The 20,240-nt window shown below is 42.8% G+C and carries 15 protein-coding genes; 11 read left to right on the top strand and 4 right to left on the bottom strand.

The genetic code is table 11. The features are described 5' to 3' along the window. Positions 1 to 1,229, bottom strand: a 1,229-nt coding sequence (gene ycf46, locus DP116_RS07050) for a stress-responsive protein Ycf46 (protein ID WP_246275521.1), incomplete at its 3' end; no start/stop codon positions are given. A 95-nt stretch (positions 1,230 to 1,324) separates the two neighbouring features. Beyond that, a complete protein-coding gene (locus tag DP116_RS07045) occupies positions 1,325 to 1,675 on the bottom strand; it encodes a slr0373 family blue light stress response protein (RefSeq protein WP_169154500.1) in 351 nt (116 codons plus the stop codon). 432 nt (positions 1,676 to 2,107) lie between these two features. On the opposite strand from DP116_RS07045, the gene DP116_RS07040 reads away from it, so the two are divergent. The 3 genes from DP116_RS07040 (at position 2,108) to DP116_RS07030 (ending at position 7,825) form a co-directional block, all read left to right on the top strand. Then, entirely contained in the window at positions 2,108 to 3,262 is a 1,155-nt protein-coding gene (locus DP116_RS07040) for an NAD-dependent epimerase/dehydratase family protein (RefSeq protein ID WP_169154499.1), read from the top strand. A gap of 354 nt (positions 3,263 to 3,616) precedes the next feature. Then, positions 3,617 to 4,750: a glycosyltransferase family 4 protein gene (locus tag DP116_RS07035; protein ID WP_169154498.1), complete on the top strand. Its 1,134-nt coding sequence runs from the start codon at positions 3,617 to 3,619 to the stop codon at positions 4,748 to 4,750. Between the two features lie 501 nt (positions 4,751 to 5,251). Next, the gene (locus DP116_RS07030) at positions 5,252 to 7,825 is read left to right on the top strand and encodes a GAF domain-containing protein (RefSeq protein WP_169154497.1); all 2,574 of its coding nucleotides are present in this window, start codon (positions 5,252 to 5,254) and stop codon (positions 7,823 to 7,825) included. Between the two features lie 260 nt (positions 7,826 to 8,085). On the opposite strand, the gene DP116_RS07025 is transcribed toward DP116_RS07030, so the two are convergent. After that, the gene (locus DP116_RS07025) at positions 8,086 to 8,358 is read right to left on the bottom strand and encodes a DUF7219 family protein (protein WP_048868860.1); all 273 of its coding nucleotides are present in this window, start codon (positions 8,356 to 8,358) and stop codon (positions 8,086 to 8,088) included. Between the two features lie 399 nt (positions 8,359 to 8,757). Here DP116_RS07025 and purC point away from each other — a divergent pair, with 399 nt between their 5' ends. The 8 genes from purC to DP116_RS06985 all read left to right on the top strand — a co-directional run bounded on the left by purC (position 8,758) and on the right by DP116_RS06985 (position 19,075). Next, positions 8,758 to 9,498, top strand: a complete 741-nt coding sequence (gene purC, locus DP116_RS07020) for a phosphoribosylaminoimidazolesuccinocarboxamide synthase (protein ID WP_169154496.1) — start codon at positions 8,758 to 8,760, stop codon at positions 9,496 to 9,498. Positions 9,499 to 9,745: 247 nt separating this feature from the next. Then, positions 9,746 to 12,541: a BamA/TamA family outer membrane protein gene (locus DP116_RS07015; RefSeq protein ID WP_169154495.1), complete on the top strand. Its 2,796-nt coding sequence runs from the start codon at positions 9,746 to 9,748 to the stop codon at positions 12,539 to 12,541. A gap of 106 nt (positions 12,542 to 12,647) precedes the next feature. Next, positions 12,648 to 13,499, top strand: a complete 852-nt coding sequence (gene lpxC / locus DP116_RS07010) for a UDP-3-O-acyl-N-acetylglucosamine deacetylase (protein ID WP_169154494.1) — start codon at positions 12,648 to 12,650, stop codon at positions 13,497 to 13,499. Between the two features lie 107 nt (positions 13,500 to 13,606). After that, positions 13,607 to 14,140, top strand: coding sequence for a 3-hydroxyacyl-ACP dehydratase FabZ (fabZ, locus tag DP116_RS07005; RefSeq protein WP_169154493.1), 534 nt, complete (start codon positions 13,607 to 13,609; stop codon positions 14,138 to 14,140). 217 nt (positions 14,141 to 14,357) lie between these two features. Next, positions 14,358 to 15,176, top strand: a complete 819-nt coding sequence (gene lpxA / locus DP116_RS07000) for an acyl-ACP--UDP-N-acetylglucosamine O-acyltransferase (RefSeq protein ID WP_169154492.1) — start codon at positions 14,358 to 14,360, stop codon at positions 15,174 to 15,176. A 135-nt stretch (positions 15,177 to 15,311) separates the two neighbouring features. Beyond that, the gene (lpxB, locus tag DP116_RS06995; RefSeq protein WP_169154491.1) at positions 15,312 to 16,481 is read left to right on the top strand and encodes a lipid-A-disaccharide synthase; all 1,170 of its coding nucleotides are present in this window, start codon (positions 15,312 to 15,314) and stop codon (positions 16,479 to 16,481) included. Positions 16,482 to 16,789: 308 nt separating this feature from the next. Continuing rightward, positions 16,790 to 18,079 (top strand): DNA cytosine methyltransferase, encoded by a 1,290-nt coding sequence (locus DP116_RS06990; RefSeq protein ID WP_169154490.1) that lies wholly within the window; start codon positions 16,790 to 16,792, stop codon positions 18,077 to 18,079. Between the two features lie 144 nt (positions 18,080 to 18,223). Further along, positions 18,224 to 19,075 carry a class I SAM-dependent methyltransferase gene (locus DP116_RS06985; RefSeq protein WP_169154489.1) on the top strand — a complete coding sequence of 284 codons (852 nt, stop codon included), beginning with the start codon at positions 18,224 to 18,226 and terminating at the stop codon, positions 19,073 to 19,075. A 14-nt stretch (positions 19,076 to 19,089) separates the two neighbouring features. On the opposite strand, the gene DP116_RS06980 is transcribed toward DP116_RS06985, so the two are convergent. After that, positions 19,090 to 20,055 carry an aldo/keto reductase gene (locus tag DP116_RS06980; RefSeq protein WP_169154488.1) on the bottom strand — a complete coding sequence of 322 codons (966 nt, stop codon included), beginning with the start codon at positions 20,053 to 20,055 and terminating at the stop codon, positions 19,090 to 19,092. Positions 20,056 to 20,240 lie beyond the last annotated feature (185 nt).

Here is a 20,240-nt window from a genome sequence, read left to right as displayed (position 1 = left end):
GACAAGTGTATCGTAAAGATGTCTTGGCGCTCTTCCGGGGTGGGCAGATCTACAAAGAAAATCTCATCAAAGCGACCTTTCCTCAAAAATTCACCAGGTAGACGTTCAACTCGGTTGGCTGTAGCCATGACAAACACTGGTGATTTCTTTTCTTGCATCCAGGTGAGGAAAGAACCGAATATCCGGCTGGAAGTTCCACCATCAGAATCTCCAGAACCTCCACTTCCAGCAAATGATTTATCTAACTCATCAATAAATAAAATTGCGGGTGAAATAGATTCTGCTGTTTTTAGGGCGTTACGTAAATTTGCCTCTGAACGTCCTACCATTGAGCCGTCATAGACTCGCCCCATATCTAATCGCAACAGTGGCAAACCCCACAGTCGAGAAGTTGTTTTGGCAATCAAGGATTTACCACAACCCGGGACTCCTAAGATTAACATGCCTTTTGGTTGAGGTAAACCGTACTCACGTGCCCTCTCTGTAAAAGCATTAGAGCGCTGCTTCAGCCATCTCTTCAGCTCTTCCAAACCACCAACAGCATCAATAGTTGCATCTTCTTCTATGTATTCTAAGATACCATTGCGTCGAATGAGTTGCTTTTTCTCAGATAAAACTATATCTACTTCATCTTCCGTCAGACGCCCTGTCGTTACCTGTGCCTTACGGTAGACTTTTTCAGCTTCATCTTTAGTTAATCCTAAAGCAGCCCTCAAAAGTTTTTCACGCGCTTCTGTTGTTAGCCGTCGGCCACGATTTTGCTCTAAATGACTAGATAAAACTTTATTTAAATCTCCCATATCTGGAAGCGGAAAATCAAGAACGACAACTTCCTTTTCCAGTTCAATTGGGACTTGCTGCATCGGTGACATCAAGATAACATTCTTGTGCGATCCTTTGAAGCTGGCGATCGCATCACGCAATGACCTTGTTGTCGCTGGCGCATCTATAAATGGATGTAAATCTTTAAGAATAAATATACCTGGTTCTTTCTGCCGGATAATCCATTCAACTGCGGCTTCTGGAGAAACGGTGTTATGTTGAGTGACGTTCCGGGGTTGACCATACTCCACGATGCCGTGGGTTACTGTCCACACATACACTTTTCGCTGTGGCTTTGACGATTGAGCGATTGTAGAAATTGCCTGCTCAGCCCGCTCTTCCTCGGAGGTCACAAGGTAGATTAGAGGGTATTGAGCTTGAATGAGGATATTGAGCTCTTCTTTCATACATCGACCTACTTGAGACCTTTACAGACAGTACAGACTTCGCTTTGCTATGTACAAGAGAAGCAAGTTATGAACTTAATATTCATAATTCCTGCTTAGCAAGGAACTAGCTCTTCCTTACCTTTTCTATTTGTTTGATCCCGATTCACTTCATCAATCGGAAGACGCTCTTCCTGCTGACCAATAATTCCGGGCTGCTGACCCAGACTGACCAATTCGCCATCTCGCAATACTACTGAACTCTCGCAAGTTGGACAGGAATAAACTCTGTGCGTCCTTCCATATGATGCTTCCATTTCCTCTACTAATTCAGGATTTGCCAGGTAGAAGTCTAGGGCACGCTCAGCTAGTTCTGACATCGGTTCGGAGTCAATTGCCGAGCGAATTTTTAACTTCCTGTGCAGTTCTGGCGACAGATACAACGTAACCTTTTGCTTAGCTTGCATATTACTTTTTAACGGTCTTACCCGGGTATGTATATCACGATATCGGAACCCCAATTGCTTGTCAAGACGTCAAAGCGTTTTGACAGCTTTTTTGTTACATTTCTTAATGCAAAGCTGTTTTGAATGACGAATTCAACTCAAGTACTACTGGCAGGGGCAATACAATAGTCAAAAATTCGACAACTCTAGGACTTACGCACTATCTGCTAGAAACCCGGTTTCTTCGTTCGTATTTGGTTGCGAAACAAAAATTTTTGGTAGAAACCGGGTTTGTTTGCCTAAGTCCTGAACTCTTTTGAACAAAGGCAGAATTACGTTCAAAGGCACCCCTGACTTCCTCATCACTTAATCACCCCACCTGCCCCATCTTTCATGATTAGAGGGGACACAAACCTGGTAGATTTAGCTATCAGCGAGTAAAAACTGGTGAAAATGAAAGTCCTGGTTATTGGTGGCGATGGATATTGCGGTTGGGCAACCGCACTTTACCTTTCAAATCGCGGTTATGAAGTTGGTATCTTAGATAATTTAGTGCGACGGCACTGGGATAACGAGCTGGGGGTGCAAACTCTGACCCCAATCGCCCCAATTCAGCAACGTATACAGCGCTGGCACGATTTGACCGGTAGATCTATTGATCTTTTGATTGGCGACATTACTAATTACGAATTTCTTAGTAAGGCGCTGCACAGATTTGAGCCGGAAGCAATTGTGCATTTTGGTGAACAGCGTTCAGCACCTTTTTCAATGATTGACCGCGAACATGCAGTTATGACTCAAGTGAACAACGTAGTTGGTACGTTGAACTTGCTGTATGCGATGCGGGAAGATTTCCCTAACTGTCACATGGTGAAATTAGGGACAATGGGTGAATACGGCACACCCAACATCGATATCGAAGAAGGATACATCACCATAGAACACAATGGGCGTAAAGATACCCTTCCTTATCCCAAGCAGCCCGGTTCAATGTATCACTTGAGCAAAGTTCATGACAGCCATAATATCCACTTTGCTTGTCGGATTTGGGGCTTAAGAGCAACAGACTTGAATCAGGGCGTTGTCTACGGTGTTTTAACCGAAGAGACAGGCATGGACGAACTGTTGATTAACCGCCTTGATTACGATGGCGTCTTTGGAACTGCACTAAACCGTTTCTGCATTCAAGCAGCGATTGGTCATCCGTTGACTGTTTATGGTAAAGGTGGCCAAACTCGGGGATTCTTAGATATTCGAGATACAGTACGATGTATTGAGATTGCAATTGCTAACCCAGCTGAACCTGGAGAATTCCGCGTATTTAACCAATTTACCGAACAATTCAGTGTCGGTGATTTGGCTATGATGGTCAAGAAAGCCGGTAATGCAATGGGATTGAATGTTGAAATTAATCATTTAGATAATCCCAGAGTTGAGAGAGAAGAACATTACTTCAACGCCAAAAACACCAAATTGTTGGATCTTGGCTTGCAGCCCCACTATCTATCTGATTCCCTACTCGATTCTCTCTTGAACTTTGCTATGAAGTACCAGCATCATGTTGATCAAAATCAAATTCTACCCAAAGTCTCTTGGCGGAGGAATTAGGTAAATCCTGAAGACGGGTAGTGAAAAACAAACATAACTCACCAACTCACCAATTCAGTATTAGTCGCTAACCACGCTACGGAGGAGTTGAGGTTGCAAGTCCCCAAAAAATCTAACAACAGTTTCCTCAATGCTGAATACTTCAGTAGATGCTGTAAGGTTATTCTGGGTTGGTGAGTTCTTTCTTAAGGAACGTTGCCCGTCTAAAATATAGTCGTCATATTGTGACCCAGTATGACGACTATATTTTAGAAGGATCAAGGATGAAATAGGCATTCTTAACTACATGCTTTATACTTCAAACCTTTACCTTCATTTCATAGTTCATACTTGGCTTGTACTAAATAGTTGTTTATGCGAATCGCCCTGTTTACCGAAACCTTTTTACCCAAGGTTGATGGAATTGTAACACGCCTGCGTCATACCATTGACCATCTTCAACGTCATGGTCACCAAGTCCTAGTTATTGCCCCGGATGGTGGCATTGTTGAGCACAAAGGAGCTAAAGTATATGGTGTGTCGGGTTTTCCCCTGCCACTGTATCCAGAGTTAAAAATGGCACTGCCTCGTCCAGCAATCGGTGAAGCATTGGAAGAGTTTAAGCCAGATATTATTCATGTCGTTAACCCAGCAATTCTGGGATTAGCTGGTATATTTTATAGCAAATATCTAAATGTCCCCTTGGTCGCGTCTTACCATACTCATCTGCCTCAGTATCTTCAGCATTACGGTTTAGCAATGTTGGAAGGAGTATTGTGGGAACTACTAAAAGCAGCTCACAATCAAGCAGCTTTAAATCTATGTACCTCCACAGCAATGATGCAGGAATTGATAGGACACGGTATTGAAAGGGTAGATCTGTGGCAAAGAGGAGTGGATACCGAATCATTTCATCCTGACAATGCTTGTGAACAAATGCGATCGCGCCTGTCGCAAAATCACCCAGAAAGCCCATTGTTACTTTACGTAGGGCGTCTTTCCGCCGAAAAAGAAATTGAACGTATCAAACCAATCTTAGAAGCTATTCCCAAAGCACGGCTAGCATTAGTAGGAGATGGTCCCCATCGTCAAGCACTGGAAAAACATTTTGCTGGAACAAATACTTATTTTGTTGGGTATTTGGTGGGTAGAGAATTAGCTTCTGCTTTCGCGAGTGCTGATGCATTTATTTTTCCTTCTCGAACAGAGACATTAGGATTAGTTCTCCTAGAAGCTATGGCAGGTGGATGTCCAGTCGTTGCAGCACGTTCTGGTGGCATTCCTGATATTGTGACAGATGGAGTGAATGGATATTTATTTGAGCCAGAACAAGACGTTCAAAGTGCGATTGATGCAACAGTTCGTCTTCTGCAACAGCAACAGGAACGAGAAACTATCCGTCAAAGTGCGCGTCAGGAAGCAGAACGTTGGGGATGGGCTGCTGCTACACGCCAGCTAGAAAGTTACTATCAAAAGGTGATTTATTCTGGACTAGCAAAAGTGGCATAGGGATTATTAAGTAGGTGAGTACAAATAAACAGAACTATGTTAGGAACGGTAGAAGGGAAAGCCTCAAATAGAAAATTTTTTTCTATTTTGACTTTTACCCTTTCCCTTAGGTTGAACTTGTGTAAAACTGCAAATCTGCCACGAGTGATCATCGTGGGCACTTCAGATTTCTGTGGTGGCGGCAAAAAAAGCGGTTTCTTCTCAGTAACTAGTCTTATTGACGAATTAATCCATCTTTTTTTGCAAAGTCTTGCACAGAGTACTTCCCTCGCACAGCTTTGCGCCAGGGTAGCCCAGTTTTACATACTTTTGATCAAAGCCCTTTTCCTTTACAAAAAGTTACATACTTTAGTTTCATCCTGCCGACCTACTTAGTTGTTAGTTATCGGTTATGAGTGGCTAGGTGTTGGTTGTTTTGCGACCGACTAACCACTACCCACGACCGACTAACCACTACCTACAACCTACTATCTACGATTTACCATAGAATCTAAAATCCCCATGACACTCCTAAATCCTGGTAGCGTCCTGGCTACATTAACTGAACTGACTCAAGTTAATCGCACTCACTCCTTACTGTCTCGCGTCAAAAATCTTTCCGTTAACGAATTTGTTTGCTTACTTGACTTTATCACAGCCGAGTTTCAGCAGTTTCTTAGAGCAATTGAATTAATTAATAACGAAGCTTTAGAAACAATGCTGGAGAAAGTGCTGGAGGCGATTACACTTAAAATTGGTCAAATTTTGCAAGCAGAACACACAACAATTTTTTTAGTTGACTACGACAAAGGTCAGTTATGGTCAAAACTTCCTCAGGATAAGACTCAAAAGGCTATAGAAATTCGGACTCCTATGACTGTTGGTATTCCCGGTCATGTTGCTAATACAGGTGAATGTTTAAACATATCTGATACCTCTAGTCATCCCCTTTTTAACCCGGAACTAGAAAAACAAATGGGCTACAAGTTCCGCAATATATTATGTATGCCAGTTTTGAGCAGCAAAAACCAAGTTGTGGCGGTCGTGCAACTGGCAAATAAAACTGTGGGTACTCCATTTGATTATGAAGATGAAGTGCACTTTCGCGACTTTGCTTCTTCTATCGGTATTATCTTGGAAAGTTGTCACTCTTTGTATGTTGCAGCTCGTAATCAACGAGGTGCAACTGCTCTTTTACGGGCAACTCAGACTTTAGGACAAAGTTTGGATCTTGAAGCAACTTTGCAAATAGTCATGGAACAAGCCCGAATTCTCATGCAAGCAGACCGCAGCACTTTATTTTTATATCGTAAAGAAATGGCGGAACTTTGGACTAAGGTAGCATCTGCAGATGGTAAAACTACGATGGAAATCCGTATGCCCTCTAACAAAGGGATTGCAGGCTACGTAGCATCCACAGGTCTTGCGCTAAATATTCCCGATGCTTATAAAGATCCACGTTTTGACCCCAGCACAGATCAAAAGACAGGGTATGCTACCCGCAATATTCTGTGTTTACCTGTGTTTAACTCAGCCAATGAATTAATTGGCGTCACGCAGTTAATTAATAAACATCAAGGTAGCTTTTTTACCGCATCAGATGAAGAATTTATGCGGGCTTTTAATATTCAGGCAGGGATTGCTCTAGAAAATGCCCGCTTATTTGAAAATGTTTTATTAGAAAAACAGCATCAAAAAGATATTCTACAAAGTCTTTCCGATGCCGTTATATCTACGGATATGGAAGGAAGAATTGTGACAATTAATGGTGCGGCATTGCAGCTATTAGGTTGTCCCATTAGAGAAGCAAACGCAAAAAACAACCAGTATCTTTGGGAACAAAACTTGATTGGTCGCTTAGTGTGGGAGGTTGTGCCTATTGATAATCTACAATTGCGGCTACAAGAGAGTTTAAAAACTGGGGCAAGACATTATGTGCCAGAGCAAACTTTAACGGTAGGACTGTATGTAGAGACGTTGTATCTAAAGTCTGGGCAGGATGCATCTGTCTACATTCTGGCAGTACGCGATCGCACCAACCCAAACATTTTCATTCCTTGGAATCAACCTCTGACAGATCGCTTGGCGTTGCTTGATGCAGACAATGTTCAGAAAATTGAACGTAGCATCAATCTCACCGTCAACCCCTTGACGAATCCAGAAGGTGGAGTCAGGGGTGGTTTGGTGGTATTGGAAGACATCAGTCAGGAAAAACGCATGAAAACGACCATGTACCGCTACCTGACTCCCCGAGTTGCAGAACAAGTTATGGCACTAGGGGAAGATGCTTTGATGGTGGGCGAACGCAAAGACGTAACGATTTTGTTTTCTGATATCAGAGGTTACACCACGTTAACAGAAAATCTCGGTGCTGCCGAAGTGGTATCCTTGCTGAATCAGTATTTTGAAACGATGGTCGAAGCAGTTTTTAACCATGAAGGCACCTTAGATAAGTTTATTGGTGATGCCTTGATGGCAGTGTTTGGTGCACCACTACCGTTAACGGAGAATCATGCTTGGAGGGCAATCCAGTCAGCTTTAGAAATGCGCCAACGACTGGCAGAGTTTAATCAAGGGCGACTTATCCTGAAAAAGCCACAAATCCATGTTGGTATTGGAATTAGTTCTGGAGAAGTCGTTTCTGGCAATATTGGTTCTCGAAGACGGATGGACTATACAGTCATCGGAGATGGTGTCAATTTGAGTTCACGTCTAGAAGGCGTCACCAAGGAATACGGCTGTGATATTATCTTAAGCGAATTTACTTACCAATTGTGTAGCGAACTGATTTGGGTGCGTGAGTTGGACAAAATAAGGGTAAAAGGAAAACATCAAGCAGTTAATATCTACGAGTTGATAGGCGATCGCCACACCCCCCTAGATAGCAACACTCAGGAGTTTTTGTTTCACTATCAAAATGGACGTGATGCTTATTTGTCACGCAATTTCCAATACGCTATTGCCTGTTTTAAAGCTGCCAAAAAAATCCGACCCAAAGACCAAGCTGTTGATATTCATTTAGAAAGATCATGTCATTATCTTAACTACAACCCCAGTGATTCTTGGGATGGAGTATACTCTATGCTGACGAAGTAATCAGGCAATTGTTGCTGTTCCCTGCATTTGCCAAAAGTTTGTTCCAAAGGACACAGGAGGCTTGGAACCATGCCTGAGAGGTCGGGTTAATCTTGCTCAAAATTGACGAGTCATCAGGGAGTGCCTTTGAGCTATTTTTATGAGCAACAACAGCGATTACAAAAGGCCGCATCGACTGCTGATTTGAAAATGTATCAGCGAAACCCATAAATGGAAGCTCGTGCAATTTTGAGTTATTTTCTAAAGAGGTCAGTGACAACTTATTCACTGTTTCCTTCGTCATTCTCAAAAGGATGTTCACCGATCCCGAGTTGTTTTTTGGAGTTTTTTAAGTTTTTCCAAAGCTCCTTAATTTGATCGTATGCTTGCTCTGGTGGTACTTTGCCTGCTGTTTCTAAGTTACAAATGTAACTCACTCTTTGCGCAAATTCCTGCAAGTTAGCATTGAAAACTAGGTTTTCTGGCTTGACCTGACCGTAGTAGCGACCACGAGGATAGAGAAAATCATCTTTATCTATCATTTTTCTCTCCATTAACTCAATACCCCCTGTTTTCGGCTTTGAAGTGAATAACTCGTAACCAAGGTTAGAGTTTCCTTTGGTTGCTCACTCACTTTCTATGCCTTCAACTAATGATTGTATTCAACTTCAGCCAAAATTGTTACCGAAGAATGTACTATTTTTTACTCTTTAAGAATTCATCATTAATAATTTATCTAGTTAAAAAATATAACAAGTTGATGTAAACAGCTATACTCTTATTGAAAAGTTTCTTTGCTAGTTACAGACTACAGTCTTAACTAAAGCAAGCATAGATCCGGGTGCTTAGATCATTTGTCTGTTATTAATGACTAATAACTAATGACTAAAGATAAAATGGTTAAGCCCGAAAGCATAAAAACTCCTCATAGCTCATAAACTTTACCTTTAGCCATGTCTGTTAAAACAAGAGTATACGAAGGCAAAGCTAAAATCCTTTACACGACGGATGAACCTGAAATCTTATTAGCTGACTTTAAAGACGATGCAACTGCCTTTAATGCCCAAAAGCGAGGTAGCATAGAGAATAAAGGAAATATCAATTGTAGCATTTCCAGTAAACTATTTCAGCAACTGGAAGCGCATGGTATAAAGACTCACTATGTAGACAGCCCTGCTCCTCATCAAATGCGGGTTAAGGCATTGAAGATTTTGCCATTAGAAGTCGTTGTTAGGAATATTGCTGCTGGAAGTCTCTGCCAACAAACAGGATTAGCGCTGGGGACTGTGCTAAAAAAACCATTGGTCGAGTTTTATTATAAAAACGACCAACTTGGAGACCCATTATTGACACGCGATCGCCTATTCCTGCTAGAACTAGCAACTCCGGAACAAGTGGATACTATTGCCCATCTAGCATTACAAATCAACAAGTTTCTCTGTGACTTTTTCGGGCGGTGCGATATTACCTTAGTAGACTTCAAACTGGAGTTTGGTCTAGACGCACAACAGCAGTTGCTATTGGCAGATGAAATTAGTCCTGATACTTGTCGATTGTGGGACAACTCCAAAGGAAATGACCCAAATCTCCGGGTACTGGACAAAGACCGCTTCCGTCGGGATTTAGGAAATGTAGAAAATGCTTACCAGGAGGTTTTACAACGAGTACTCAAAGCTATAGAAAGCAGCAATTGAAGCGAGAGAGGATATTGGAGACTGTTTACTGAGAATTAGGTTATTCCCAATCCTTCATCGGTGATCCCCAATTCCTCATACTTTTGGTAAAAAGGACAAGCAAATGAGTTTTATTGACTTTATGTCTTTTGCAATTTGCCTTATAAAGGTACATTGCAGGAGTAGAAATGTAATTTTTACATAACCTTTGCTCGAAAGGATGATTACTTTGTGATGGTGTGTGGATGTGAAGAGGAATCTAAATAAAATGCGCTTATCTCCCGTTATAGTCACAGTTGTGGCGATTTCATCGCCTTTTGCTAGTTTAGTGAGTGCAAATGCACAAACCCTCAATAGTTCAAATTCAAACCAGACAGCAGAAGTTTTGAAACCGACAGCTGATCCTCCGCAAAAAGTTGTCGGGGTTCTCCCAGCAACAGCCGCTGTGGCGACATCGGAAGTCGTAGTGCCAAGTTCCACAGAAAAGTCAACAACGACACAACCCCTCAAGAATTTTCACTCAACCGCAGAGGCTTTAAAACCTTTATCCACTCCACAGTACAAAGTTCCTGGGGAATTTGCAGCTTCAACAAGAGTGGCAAAACCGGAAGTCATAGTGCCAAGTTTCACAGAAAAGTCAACGACACAACCCGTCAACAGTTTTCACTCAACCGCAGAAGCTTTAAAACCTTTAACCACTCAACAGTACAAAGTTTCTGGAAAATTGCCAGCAACAGCCACTCTTGTAAAAAAGCTGTTAGTGGCAAAAAGAAGTTCCACAGCCTCAAAAACTGCACAAAATCTTCCGCAAACGCCTACTCCCAACACTCAGCAAGAGCAAATATCTCCCCAAACTCCAACGACCACTCCTGCACCAGAAAATAATAATCAGCTTCCAAGCATTCAACAACAAACACCCGCACCTAGCAATCAACAGCAGCAGACACTTCCCCAAACTCCTGGTACTCCCACCACGCCAGACGGAACCAATCAACAACAGACTCAACCAGGACAAAATTCTCCGCAAACACCTTTTCCAAGCATTCAACAACAAACACCCGCACCTAACAATCAACAGCAGCAGATACCTCCCCAAACTCCTGGTACTCCCACCACGCCAGATGGAACCAATCAACCAGGGACTCAACCCACATCCCCACAAACTCCAGGAAGTCCCCAACTAGAACAATCCCCAGAAGCATCTGAACCCCGCGTACTGGTTTCTGAAGTCTTTATTAGATCTGAAACTGGCCAACAATTAGCAGCTGAACTAGAAGACCAAGTTTATCGAGTCATTCGCACCCAGCCAGGACGAACAACAACCCGTTCGCAATTACAAGAAGATATCAACTCCATCTTCGCCACCGGTTTCTTCTCCAATGTCCAAGCAGTACCGGAAGATAGCCCCTTGGGAGTGCGGGTGAGTTTTGTTGTACGACCCAACCCCGTCCTGACTAAAGTGCAAGTACAGGCAAATCCTGGCACAAACGTTTCATCCGTACTACCCGGTAATGCCGCAGATGAAATATTCAAAGACCAGTATGGTAAAATACTCAACTTGCGTGACTTACAAGAAGGCATCAAGCAATTAACTAAGCGCTATCAAGACCAAGGTTATGCACTGGCAAACGTAATCGGAGCACCCCAAGTTTCTGACAACGGTGTTGTCACCTTGCAAGTAGCAGAAGGGGTCGTAGGAAATATTCGAGTACAGTTCCGCAATAAAGAAGGTCAGGTAACAAACGATAAGGGAGAACCAATCCGCGGACGGACACAACCCTATATCGTGACAAGAGAACTGGAGTTGAAGCCAGGGAAAATCTTTAACAAGAACACAGTGCAAAAAGACTTACAAAGGGTGTTCGGACTGGGGCTGTTTGAAGATGTGAATGTTTCCCTTGACCCCAGTAAAGACCCCAGTACGGGCGCAGCAGATCCGAGTAGGGTGGATGTGGTGGTTAACGTGGTTGAGCGCAACAGCGGTTCAATTGGTGCTGGTGCTGGTATTAGTTCTGCTAGTGGTTTATTTGGTTCCGTCAGCTATCAACAGCAAAACCTCAATGGCAGAAATCAAAAATTAGGGGCAGAGGTACAAATCGGAACACGAGATGAATTTTTGTTTGACCTCCGCTATACAGACCCTTGGATAGCAGGTGATCCATACAGAACTTCCTATACGGCAAATCTTTTCCGTCGTCGGTCGATTTCCTTGATTTTTGAGGGTAAGGATAAAAACTTTGAGACTTTTAATCCCAATAAACCTGATGATGATGGCGATCGCCCCCGCATCACCCGTTTAGGAGGCGGTGTTAACTTCACCCGTCCCTTGTCCAAAAATCCCTTCGAGAGGTCGCAATGGACAGCTTCAGCTGGTTTGCAGTATCAAAGAGTTTCTATCAAAGATGCTGATGGCGATATTAGAAAGCAGGGACGTCTTGAAGGCACAACTGATCAATTCGTTGAGTTGAGCCAATCTGGACAAGGTGAAGACGATTTGCTGTTATTGCAACTGGGTGTTGCACGCGACCTGAGAAATAACCCCTTGCAACCGACTCGTGGTTCTTTCTTCCGCGTTGGTCTTGATCAGTCGGTACCCATAGGACTAGGGAATATTTTTCTAACTAGGTTGCGGGGTAGCTACAGTCAATACTTCCCTGTCAGCTTTATCAACTTCAGTAAAGGACCGCAAACCATTGCTTTCAATCTTCAAGCGGGAACAGTCCTCGGTGACTTACCTCCCTACGAAGCCTTCTCTCTCGGTGGTAGCAATTCCGTCCGAGGATATCAAGAAGGAGGCTTAGGTAGTGGACGCAGTTTCGTACAAGCATCGCTTGAGTATCGGTTCCCAGTGTTCTCTGTAGTGAGTGGCGCAGTATTTTTTGATTTTGGTACCGATCTGGGAAGCGGAACCAGACCCGCTGAGATACTGAACAAAAGCGGAACTGGCTATGGCTACGGTCTTGGAGTGCGCGTACAGTCTCCTTTAGGACCGATTCGGATTGACTACGGTATCAACGATGATGGAGATAGCCGTATTAACTTTGGTATTGGCGAAAGGTTCTAAGTAGTCATTAGTCATTGGTCATTAGTCATTAGTCATTGGTCATTGGTCATTGGTCATTCTTTAAGACAAATGACAACTGATTAGGGACGAAGGACAAAAACACAATATGCAACAACACACATTAGCAGATGAAATCATCCAAACAGGGGTAGGACTGCATAGCGGAGTCACAACCCAAGTTCGGATACGACCAGACGCAGCCGGAAGTGGACGCTACTTTGTACGTGTGGATTTGCCTGATACTCCGATTATTCCAGCCCAAGTCGCAGCGGTTAGTCAAACTGTGCTTTCGACTCAGTTGGGCAAAGGTGAGGCATACGTTCGCACGGTTGAGCATTTGCTGGCGTCCCTTGCTGCAATGGGAGTAGATAACGCCCGGATTGAAATTGACGGTCCAGAAGTGCCGCTTTTAGATGGTTCGGCAAAGGTGTGGACAGATGCGATCGCCCAAGTTGGCTTAATGTCACAAAACTTAACAAAGGACAAAGCTCCTCTAGTCATTGACCAGCCAATTTGGGTGCGTCAAGGTGATGCTTTTGCTTGTGCGCTTCCAGCCCCAGAAACTCGGTTTACCTATGGTATTGATTTCGATTTGGCGGCAATTGGTAATCAATGGCACAGTTGTTCACTCCCTTCCCAAAATGAAAATGCTTATGGTAGCTTCGTTGCAGAAATTGCTCCAGCCCGTACCTTTGGTTTACTGCATCAAATAGAACATCTACAACAGACAGGGTTAATTAAAGGTGGAACCTTAGATAATGCACTTGTTTGTGGACCAGAAGGTTGGCTAAATCCACCATTAAGATATGCAAATGAGCCAGTACGTCATAAAATCTTGGATTTAGTAGGAGATTTAAGCTTACTTGGAATTTTCCCCTGCGCTCATTTCTTGGCGTACAAAGCCAGCCACAATTTACACATTCAACTGGCACAAAGGATTTTAGATTTTAGATTTTAGATTTTAGATTGGTTCTCAAATCCAAAATCCCAAATCCAAAATCAAAAGGGGGAGGTTCAAAGCGGCACCTACGGAAAAACAAAAATAGAAATCACATAACAGTGTCAATGTCAACTGTCACCGAACAAACCAATACTATTGATGCTCCCACACCAGCATCTAGCAACAATCAGCCAGATGATACAAGCACAAACAAAGCGGACAATCAAATCATCTACTCTATAGAAGACATCCAAAAGCTGCTACCCCATCGCTACCCCTTTGCGCTCGTAGACCGGATTATTGAATATGTACCCGGAAAACGAGCTGTTGGCATTAAAAACGTCACGATCAATGAACCCCATTTTCAAGGTCATTTTCCAGGACGTCCAATTATGCCAGGAGTGCTGATTGTAGAAGCAATGGCACAAGTCGGCGGTATTGTTTTGACTCAACTTCCAGAGTTGGAAGGTGGGCTGTTTGTCTTTGCTGGTATCGATAAAACTCGCTTCCGCCGTCAAGTTGTACCAGGAGATCAACTAGTGATGACTGTGGAACTGTTGTGGGTAAAACAACGTCGTTTCGGTAAGATGCAAGCTCGCGCCGAAGTTGATGGTCAACTCGCTACTGAAGGCGAACTGATGTTTTCCCTCGTATCCTAAAAATTTGCTTTTGTGGTAAAGGCGTGGTAAAGGCATGACCGTGACGTGCCTTTATCAAATCCTGAATAAGGATATCAGTAAAAGACACAAGCCACAATAGCATTATTATTTGAGTTCTATATTTTTCGACACCCTCACACTTGAGTAGCTTACCTCACACTTTCGGCTACTAGCTAACTAAACTCTCAGCACTCAAGTCTGTTCTGGAGATGCACCCTTGAAAACGCTCATTCATTCTACTGCTGTTATTCATCCTACTGCCCAATTGCACCCGACAGTGGAAGTAGGTCCTTATGCTGTCATTGGAGGGCATGTTAAAGTTGGTCCTGAAACCATCATCGGCGCTCATGCAGTACTAGAAGGACCTTTGGAGATTGGGGCACGAAATCAAATTTTTCCGGGCGCGGTTATTGGAATGGAACCCCAAGACCGGAAATATGATGGCGAATTGAGCTGGGTCAAAATCGGAGATGATAATCGCATTCGCGAATACGTCACGATTAACCGCGCTACTGGTGCGGGTAAAGAAACTCGTATTGGCAACGGTAACTTGCTGATGGCTTACGTCCATGTCGGTCATAATTCTGTGGTAGAAGACAATGTGACGATTTCTAATTCTGTAGCGATCGCCGGTCACGTCCACATAGAATCACGAGCAGTTATTAGTGGAGTTCTAGGAATTCATCAATTTGTCCATATTGGTAGCTTCGCAATGGTGGGAGGTATGAGCCGTATTGAGCGAGATGTCCCTCCATATATGCTCGTAGAAGGAAATCCATCGCGAATTCGTTCACTAAACCTTGTTGGACTCAAACGCGCTGGTTTTAGTACTGACGAGTTTCAAATCCTTAAAAAAGCCTTCCGTATTCTTTATCGTTCTGAGTTGCTCTTTAAGGACTCCTTAGAACAGCTAGAACTTTTAGGGGATACTCAACAATTACAGCATCTGCGTCGCTTTTTGCTACTTTCTCAAATGCCAGGAAGACGTGGCTTAATTCCTGGTAAGGGGAAAGTCGCCGCGAGTGACGAATCTTAAGTCAGAAGACAAGGGGATAAGAAAATATGTCAGGCAGATGAGGGAAAAGCGGACAAAATGAGAAAAGGAAATTATCCCTCTCTCCCTCTCTCTCTTCCTCCCTCTCTCCCTCTCTCCCTATTCCTAAATTTATAAATGCGTATATTTATCAGTACTGGCGAAGTTTCTGGCGACCTGCAAGGGTCGCTACTTATTACTGCACTCAAGCGCCAAGCTGCGGCGGCTGGCTTGGATTTAGAGATTGTGGCGCTGGGTGGCGAAAAAATGGCTAGTGTTGGAGCCACCCTTATAGGTAATACTAGTGAGATTGGCTCGGTGGGTATTTGGGAATCACTGCCTTATGTGTTACCAACACTGCAAATGCAGCAACGGGCGATCGCCTATCTCAAACAAAATTCACCTGACTTGGTGATACTGATTGACTACATGGGACCAAATTTGGCAATTGGCAATTATATTCGCCGGAAGTTGTCACACCTTCGTGTTGTGTATTATATTGCACCACAAGAATGGGTTTGGTCACTTAATTCACGTAATACTAATATGGTTGTTGGTATAACAGACAAGTTGCTAGCAATCTTTCCAGAGGAAGCGCGTTACTTCCAAGAAAGAGGAGCAAAAGTGACCTGGGTAGGGCATCCTTTAGTAGATAGAGTTCAAAACTTTCCCAGTCGAGAAGCAGCTCGTGCCAAGTTAGGAATTGCAGAAGATGTGATCAGTGTTGCTCTTCTCCCCGCTTCTCGTCGTCAAGAACTGAAACATCTTTTGCCTGTGATATTTCAGGCGGCTCAGGTGATTCAAGCAAAATTCGATCATGTGTATTTTTGGATACCTTTATCTCTAGAAATTTATCGAGAACCGATTGAAAAAGCAATACAGCAGTACGGTTTGCAAGCTTCTGTGGTATCCGGAAAAACTCAGGAAGTGATCGCCGCCGCCGATTTAGCAATCACCAAATCTGGTACAGTTAACTTGGAATTGGCACTATTGAAAGTGCCTCAAGTTGTCCTCTACCGACTTCATCCCATCACGGCTTGGATTGCGCGTACTGTGCTTAAAGGTTCTATACCTTTTGCATCGCCACCCAATTTAGTTGTGATGAAACCAATTGTGCCAGAGTTTTTACAAGAAAAAGCGACTCCAGAGAACATCACCCAAGCAGCGTTGGAAATACTGCTTAATCCGGAACGTAAAAACCAAATGTTGGCAGATTATGAAGAAATGCGGCAGTGTTTGGGAGAAGTGGGAGTGTGCGATCGCGCCGCTAAAGAAATTTTGGAAATGCTACCAAATTTGAAACATTAGATTTTCAATTACCTGATATCTTGCACCATTACCTTGTAAACCACCAATGCTTATATTAAATAGTGTTTAAATTTACTCAAAAATTATATCCCGTTCCAGTCCATTTTAATGGACTTCGTCTATGAGCCTAGGACTTACAGTCCCGTGACGAGAAGGGAGTCAAATAATATGTAATAACTTTGACATTTCTTTTACCAGGTGCAAGATGTAGGTTACGCTATAAGTCAATGATTCAAGCTAGCGGCGCTGCTAACAGCGCCCTTATTTGTTTTTATAAAATTCACTTGTGAGTAGCTTAAACATCAAACATGATTGACAGTAATAAGAAAGAAAGACCTATAGCTGTTGATTTATTTGCTGGTGCTGGTGGCATGACTCTTGGTTTTGATCAAGCAGGATTTGACGTACTTGCATCTATTGAAATTGATCCAATTCATTGTGCAACACATCAATTTAATTTTCCTTTTTGGCGTATTTTATGTAAAAGTGTCGTTGATACTACAGCAGCAGAAATTAGAAGTCGCTCTTCTATTGGTGATAGAGAAATCGATGTAGTGTTTGGGGGACCACCTTGTCAAGGTTTTTCATTGATAGGTAAACGTATTTTTGATGACCCTCGTAATTCCCTAGTCAAAAATTTTATAAATTTAGTTATAGAATTGCAGCCAAAGTTTTTTGTTTTAGAAAATGTTAAAGGAATGACTCTAGGAAAGCACAGAGAGTTTATTTCAGTCATCATTAATGAATTTGAGCAAAGTGGTTACAAAGTTCGCAAAGATTATAAAGTCTTAAATGCTGCTGAATACGGGATTCCACAGAATCGTGAAAGATTATTTTTGCTAGGTTGTCGTCATGATTTAGAATTACCAAACTATCCTGCAGCCCTGACTAGACCGGCAAAATTAAATAAAGCAGGTTTTCAAAACCAACTACCATTAAGTCCAACAGTTTGGGATGCAATTGGCGACTTACCTGAAGTCGAAGATTATATAGAGCTTTTTGAAAAAGATTCGGTAATTGCAGAATTTGGTAAACCAAGTGATTACAGTAGACAACTTCGTGGTCTTTCCTGTACAGATAACGATTATTCATATGAGCGTAAATATGACTCTAGAATCCTCACCTCAAGTTTAAGAACAAAGCATAATTTAGAATCTATTAAAAGGTTTAAAGCTACTCTTCCTGGAAAAACAGAACCTATTAGCCGCTTTTATAAACTTGCTCCTGAAGGAATATGCAATACACTTAGAGCAGGAACTCCTAGTAATAGGGGAGCTTTTACTTCTGCTAGACCAATTCACCCATTGACTCCAAGATGTATTACTGTGCGTGAAGCTGCACGTTTACATTCTTATCCAGATTGGTTCAGATTTCATGTCACAAAATGGCATGGATTTCGACAAATAGGAAATTCTGTTCCACCATTGTTAGCTAAAGCAGTAGCGTTAGAAATTATTAAAATTCTTGGTGTTTGCCCATCTCAACCTAGAATTATACAAGAACTAGGAAACGAAAATTTACTGATGTATGATATGTCTGAAGCTGCTGAATATTACGGTGTTGAGCCACAGACTATAGAGCCAAGGAAGAGAAATTAGAAAATCTTTCTAGCAATTGAATATGAGTTATGAGAATTTATCGAACCGCCAAGACGCCAAGGACGCCAAGAAAAGAGAGAAGAGAAAATTTTAAGAATGATTTACGATTGCTATATATAACACTGTAATTGTTGAAATTTCTAAATGATTAATCAACTTAAGTTAAATGACTACAAAAAGGAAATAGCGGATTTGTACAGCCGCAGAAGCCAAACCTACGATAATTCAGATTGGCATACTCAGATTGCTCATCGTCTCGTTGAATATGCACAAATCAGTCCTGGACAACACGTTTTAGACATCGCAACTGGAACAGGTATGGTCGCGATTGAAGCAGCTCAAATTGTAAGACCTGAAGGACGCGTCGTCGGCGTGGATATTTCAACTGGAATGCTTGAGGTAGCAAAGCAAAAGGTTGAAGGATTAAGTTTTGAGCATGTTGAATTTCAGCTTGCGGATGCTGAAGCACTCAACTTTCCCGCCAATAGTTTTGACAGAGTTTTGTGTTCGTCTGCGCTGATTTGGATGGCGGATATTCCAGCCGCATTGCGTCAATGGATGCGGTTTCTCAAACCAGGTGGATTAATTGGCTTTCATGCATTTGCACAAACCGCTTTTGTTGGAGGGGTTGTTGTCCAGAAAGTCGTTGAAAAGTATGGCGTTTCATTAGCGTTTAATAAGCCAACAGGAACAGTTGAAAAGTGCCAAAATTTACTCCAGCAAGCAGGATTTGAGGCAATTGAAATCCAGCCTGAACAATATGGCAGCTATATTAGTTTGGAGCAAGCAAAAGGAATGTGGACAGGAAATTCCCATGTAGCACCCGGACAATTTCCAAATCCCGTATCGCAACTTTCATCTGAACTGTTAGCACAAGTCAAGGCTGAATTTGAGACAGAATTAGAAGCATTAAACACCGACGAAGGAGTTTGGAACGATATCACCGTCTTTTTTACATTTGGTCGCAAGCCAGTAGACAGCAGTGAGTTCCGTTAAGAAATAGCAAGATTTCATGTCCAAGCTCGGAAAAACGTGCTATCTTTCCAAACTGCAGCACTACGCTGCTCAATTGCAGCTAATTCCTTGTCGCCAAGAGGTTGGAAAGCTTGAGCCACCTTAACGTTATCTTCCAATTGCTTGACTGTTTCAGCCGCAATCACGCAACAATTAACACCCGCTTGGGACAAACTATATCCCATAGCTTGCTGCATCCCACTTAAACCACCTGGTTTAAACAACCGACCATAAGCTGGTACTTTCATCGCAATCACACCAACATTTTTTTGTTGTGCGATTGGAAGAACAACAGGCAGGAATGGACGCGGGTGGTGTTTGTCAGCAGCGTTGACAGGGATAAGCGTTGTGTGGAACGGATAGCGACGCAATCCTTCAGCAATCACCTGTGGATCATGATGTCCGGTGATACCAACAAACCGCACGATTTTTTGCTGCATCGCCTCTTCTAAAGCTTTCACTGCACCAGATGAACTAAAGATGGTGTTGAGTTCTTCGCGCGAAGAGACGTGATGCAATTGCCACAAGTCAAGATGATCTGTGTTTAGACGTTTAAGACTTCTTTCTAACTCTCGCCACGCACCATCACGGTCTCTTTTATCTGTCTTGCTTGCCAGAAAAATCTTTGACCGATGGGATGGTAGTACTTTCCCGAAATAATCTTCACTTGGTCCATAATCAGCAGCAGTATCAAAGTAACGGATGCCAAGTTCAAGTGCTTTGTTAATAATTGCGACAGCATCACGTTCTTTTCCTTCCCAAGACAGAGGCGTTTGACCTGCTCCTCCTAAACCAAAAATGGGAACTTTCACGCCTGTGCGTCCCAGTACTCGTTCTAGCATAGTCGCTGGTGGTTTAGCAGTGTCACCTACTTTTTGTTGCAAAGTTGATGCTCCTACTATACTGCCTGTGACAGCAACACCAGTGATGAGGAAGTTACGCCGCGTCGTGTTTCCTGACATAGTTTGCTTGCTGGGGTAAATCTGCTCTTCTTTTCGTATGTTAGCCTAGAGATACTCTGGGTTAATATTATGTTCGGATAAACACTGATAAAAAACGAATCACCCTCTGGGTTCGCCAGTCGCCTGCGGAGGGAAAACGCCAGGTGCTCTACTTGGGGAGACCCCAAGACCGCACTGGCTCCCCT

Origin of the sequence: Brasilonema bromeliae SPC951 (genome assembly GCF_012912135.1) — a bacterium.
Classification (GTDB): Bacteria; Cyanobacteriota; Cyanobacteriia; order Cyanobacteriales; family Nostocaceae; genus Brasilonema; species Brasilonema bromeliae.
This window is presented reverse-complemented; position numbering and strand designations above follow the sequence as displayed.

What these genes read in the sequence shown, in the direction of transcription:
- DP116_RS07045 (WP_169154500.1), bottom strand. Translation starts at nt 1,675, where the DNA reads ATGCAAGCTAAGCAAAAGGTTACGTTGTATCTGTCGCCAGAACTGCAC.
- DP116_RS07040 (WP_169154499.1), top strand. Translation starts at nt 2,108, where the DNA reads ATGAAAGTCCTGGTTATTGGTGGCGATGGATATTGCGGTTGGGCAACC.
- DP116_RS07035 (WP_169154498.1), top strand. Translation starts at nt 3,617, where the DNA reads ATGCGAATCGCCCTGTTTACCGAAACCTTTTTACCCAAGGTTGATGGA.
- DP116_RS07030 (WP_169154497.1), top strand. Translation starts at nt 5,252, where the DNA reads ATGACACTCCTAAATCCTGGTAGCGTCCTGGCTACATTAACTGAACTG.
- DP116_RS07025 (WP_048868860.1), bottom strand. Translation starts at nt 8,358, where the DNA reads ATGGAGAGAAAAATGATAGATAAAGATGATTTTCTCTATCCTCGTGGT.
- purC (WP_169154496.1), top strand. Translation starts at nt 8,758, where the DNA reads ATGTCTGTTAAAACAAGAGTATACGAAGGCAAAGCTAAAATCCTTTAC.
- DP116_RS07015 (WP_169154495.1), top strand. Translation starts at nt 9,746, where the DNA reads ATGCGCTTATCTCCCGTTATAGTCACAGTTGTGGCGATTTCATCGCCT.
- lpxC (WP_169154494.1), top strand. Translation starts at nt 12,648, where the DNA reads ATGCAACAACACACATTAGCAGATGAAATCATCCAAACAGGGGTAGGA.
- fabZ (WP_169154493.1), top strand. Translation starts at nt 13,607, where the DNA reads ATGTCAACTGTCACCGAACAAACCAATACTATTGATGCTCCCACACCA.
- lpxB (WP_169154491.1), top strand. Translation starts at nt 15,312, where the DNA reads ATGCGTATATTTATCAGTACTGGCGAAGTTTCTGGCGACCTGCAAGGG.
- DP116_RS06990 (WP_169154490.1), top strand. Translation starts at nt 16,790, where the DNA reads ATGATTGACAGTAATAAGAAAGAAAGACCTATAGCTGTTGATTTATTT.
- DP116_RS06985 (WP_169154489.1), top strand. Translation starts at nt 18,224, where the DNA reads ATGATTAATCAACTTAAGTTAAATGACTACAAAAAGGAAATAGCGGAT.
- DP116_RS06980 (WP_169154488.1), bottom strand. Translation starts at nt 20,055, where the DNA reads ATGTCAGGAAACACGACGCGGCGTAACTTCCTCATCACTGGTGTTGCT.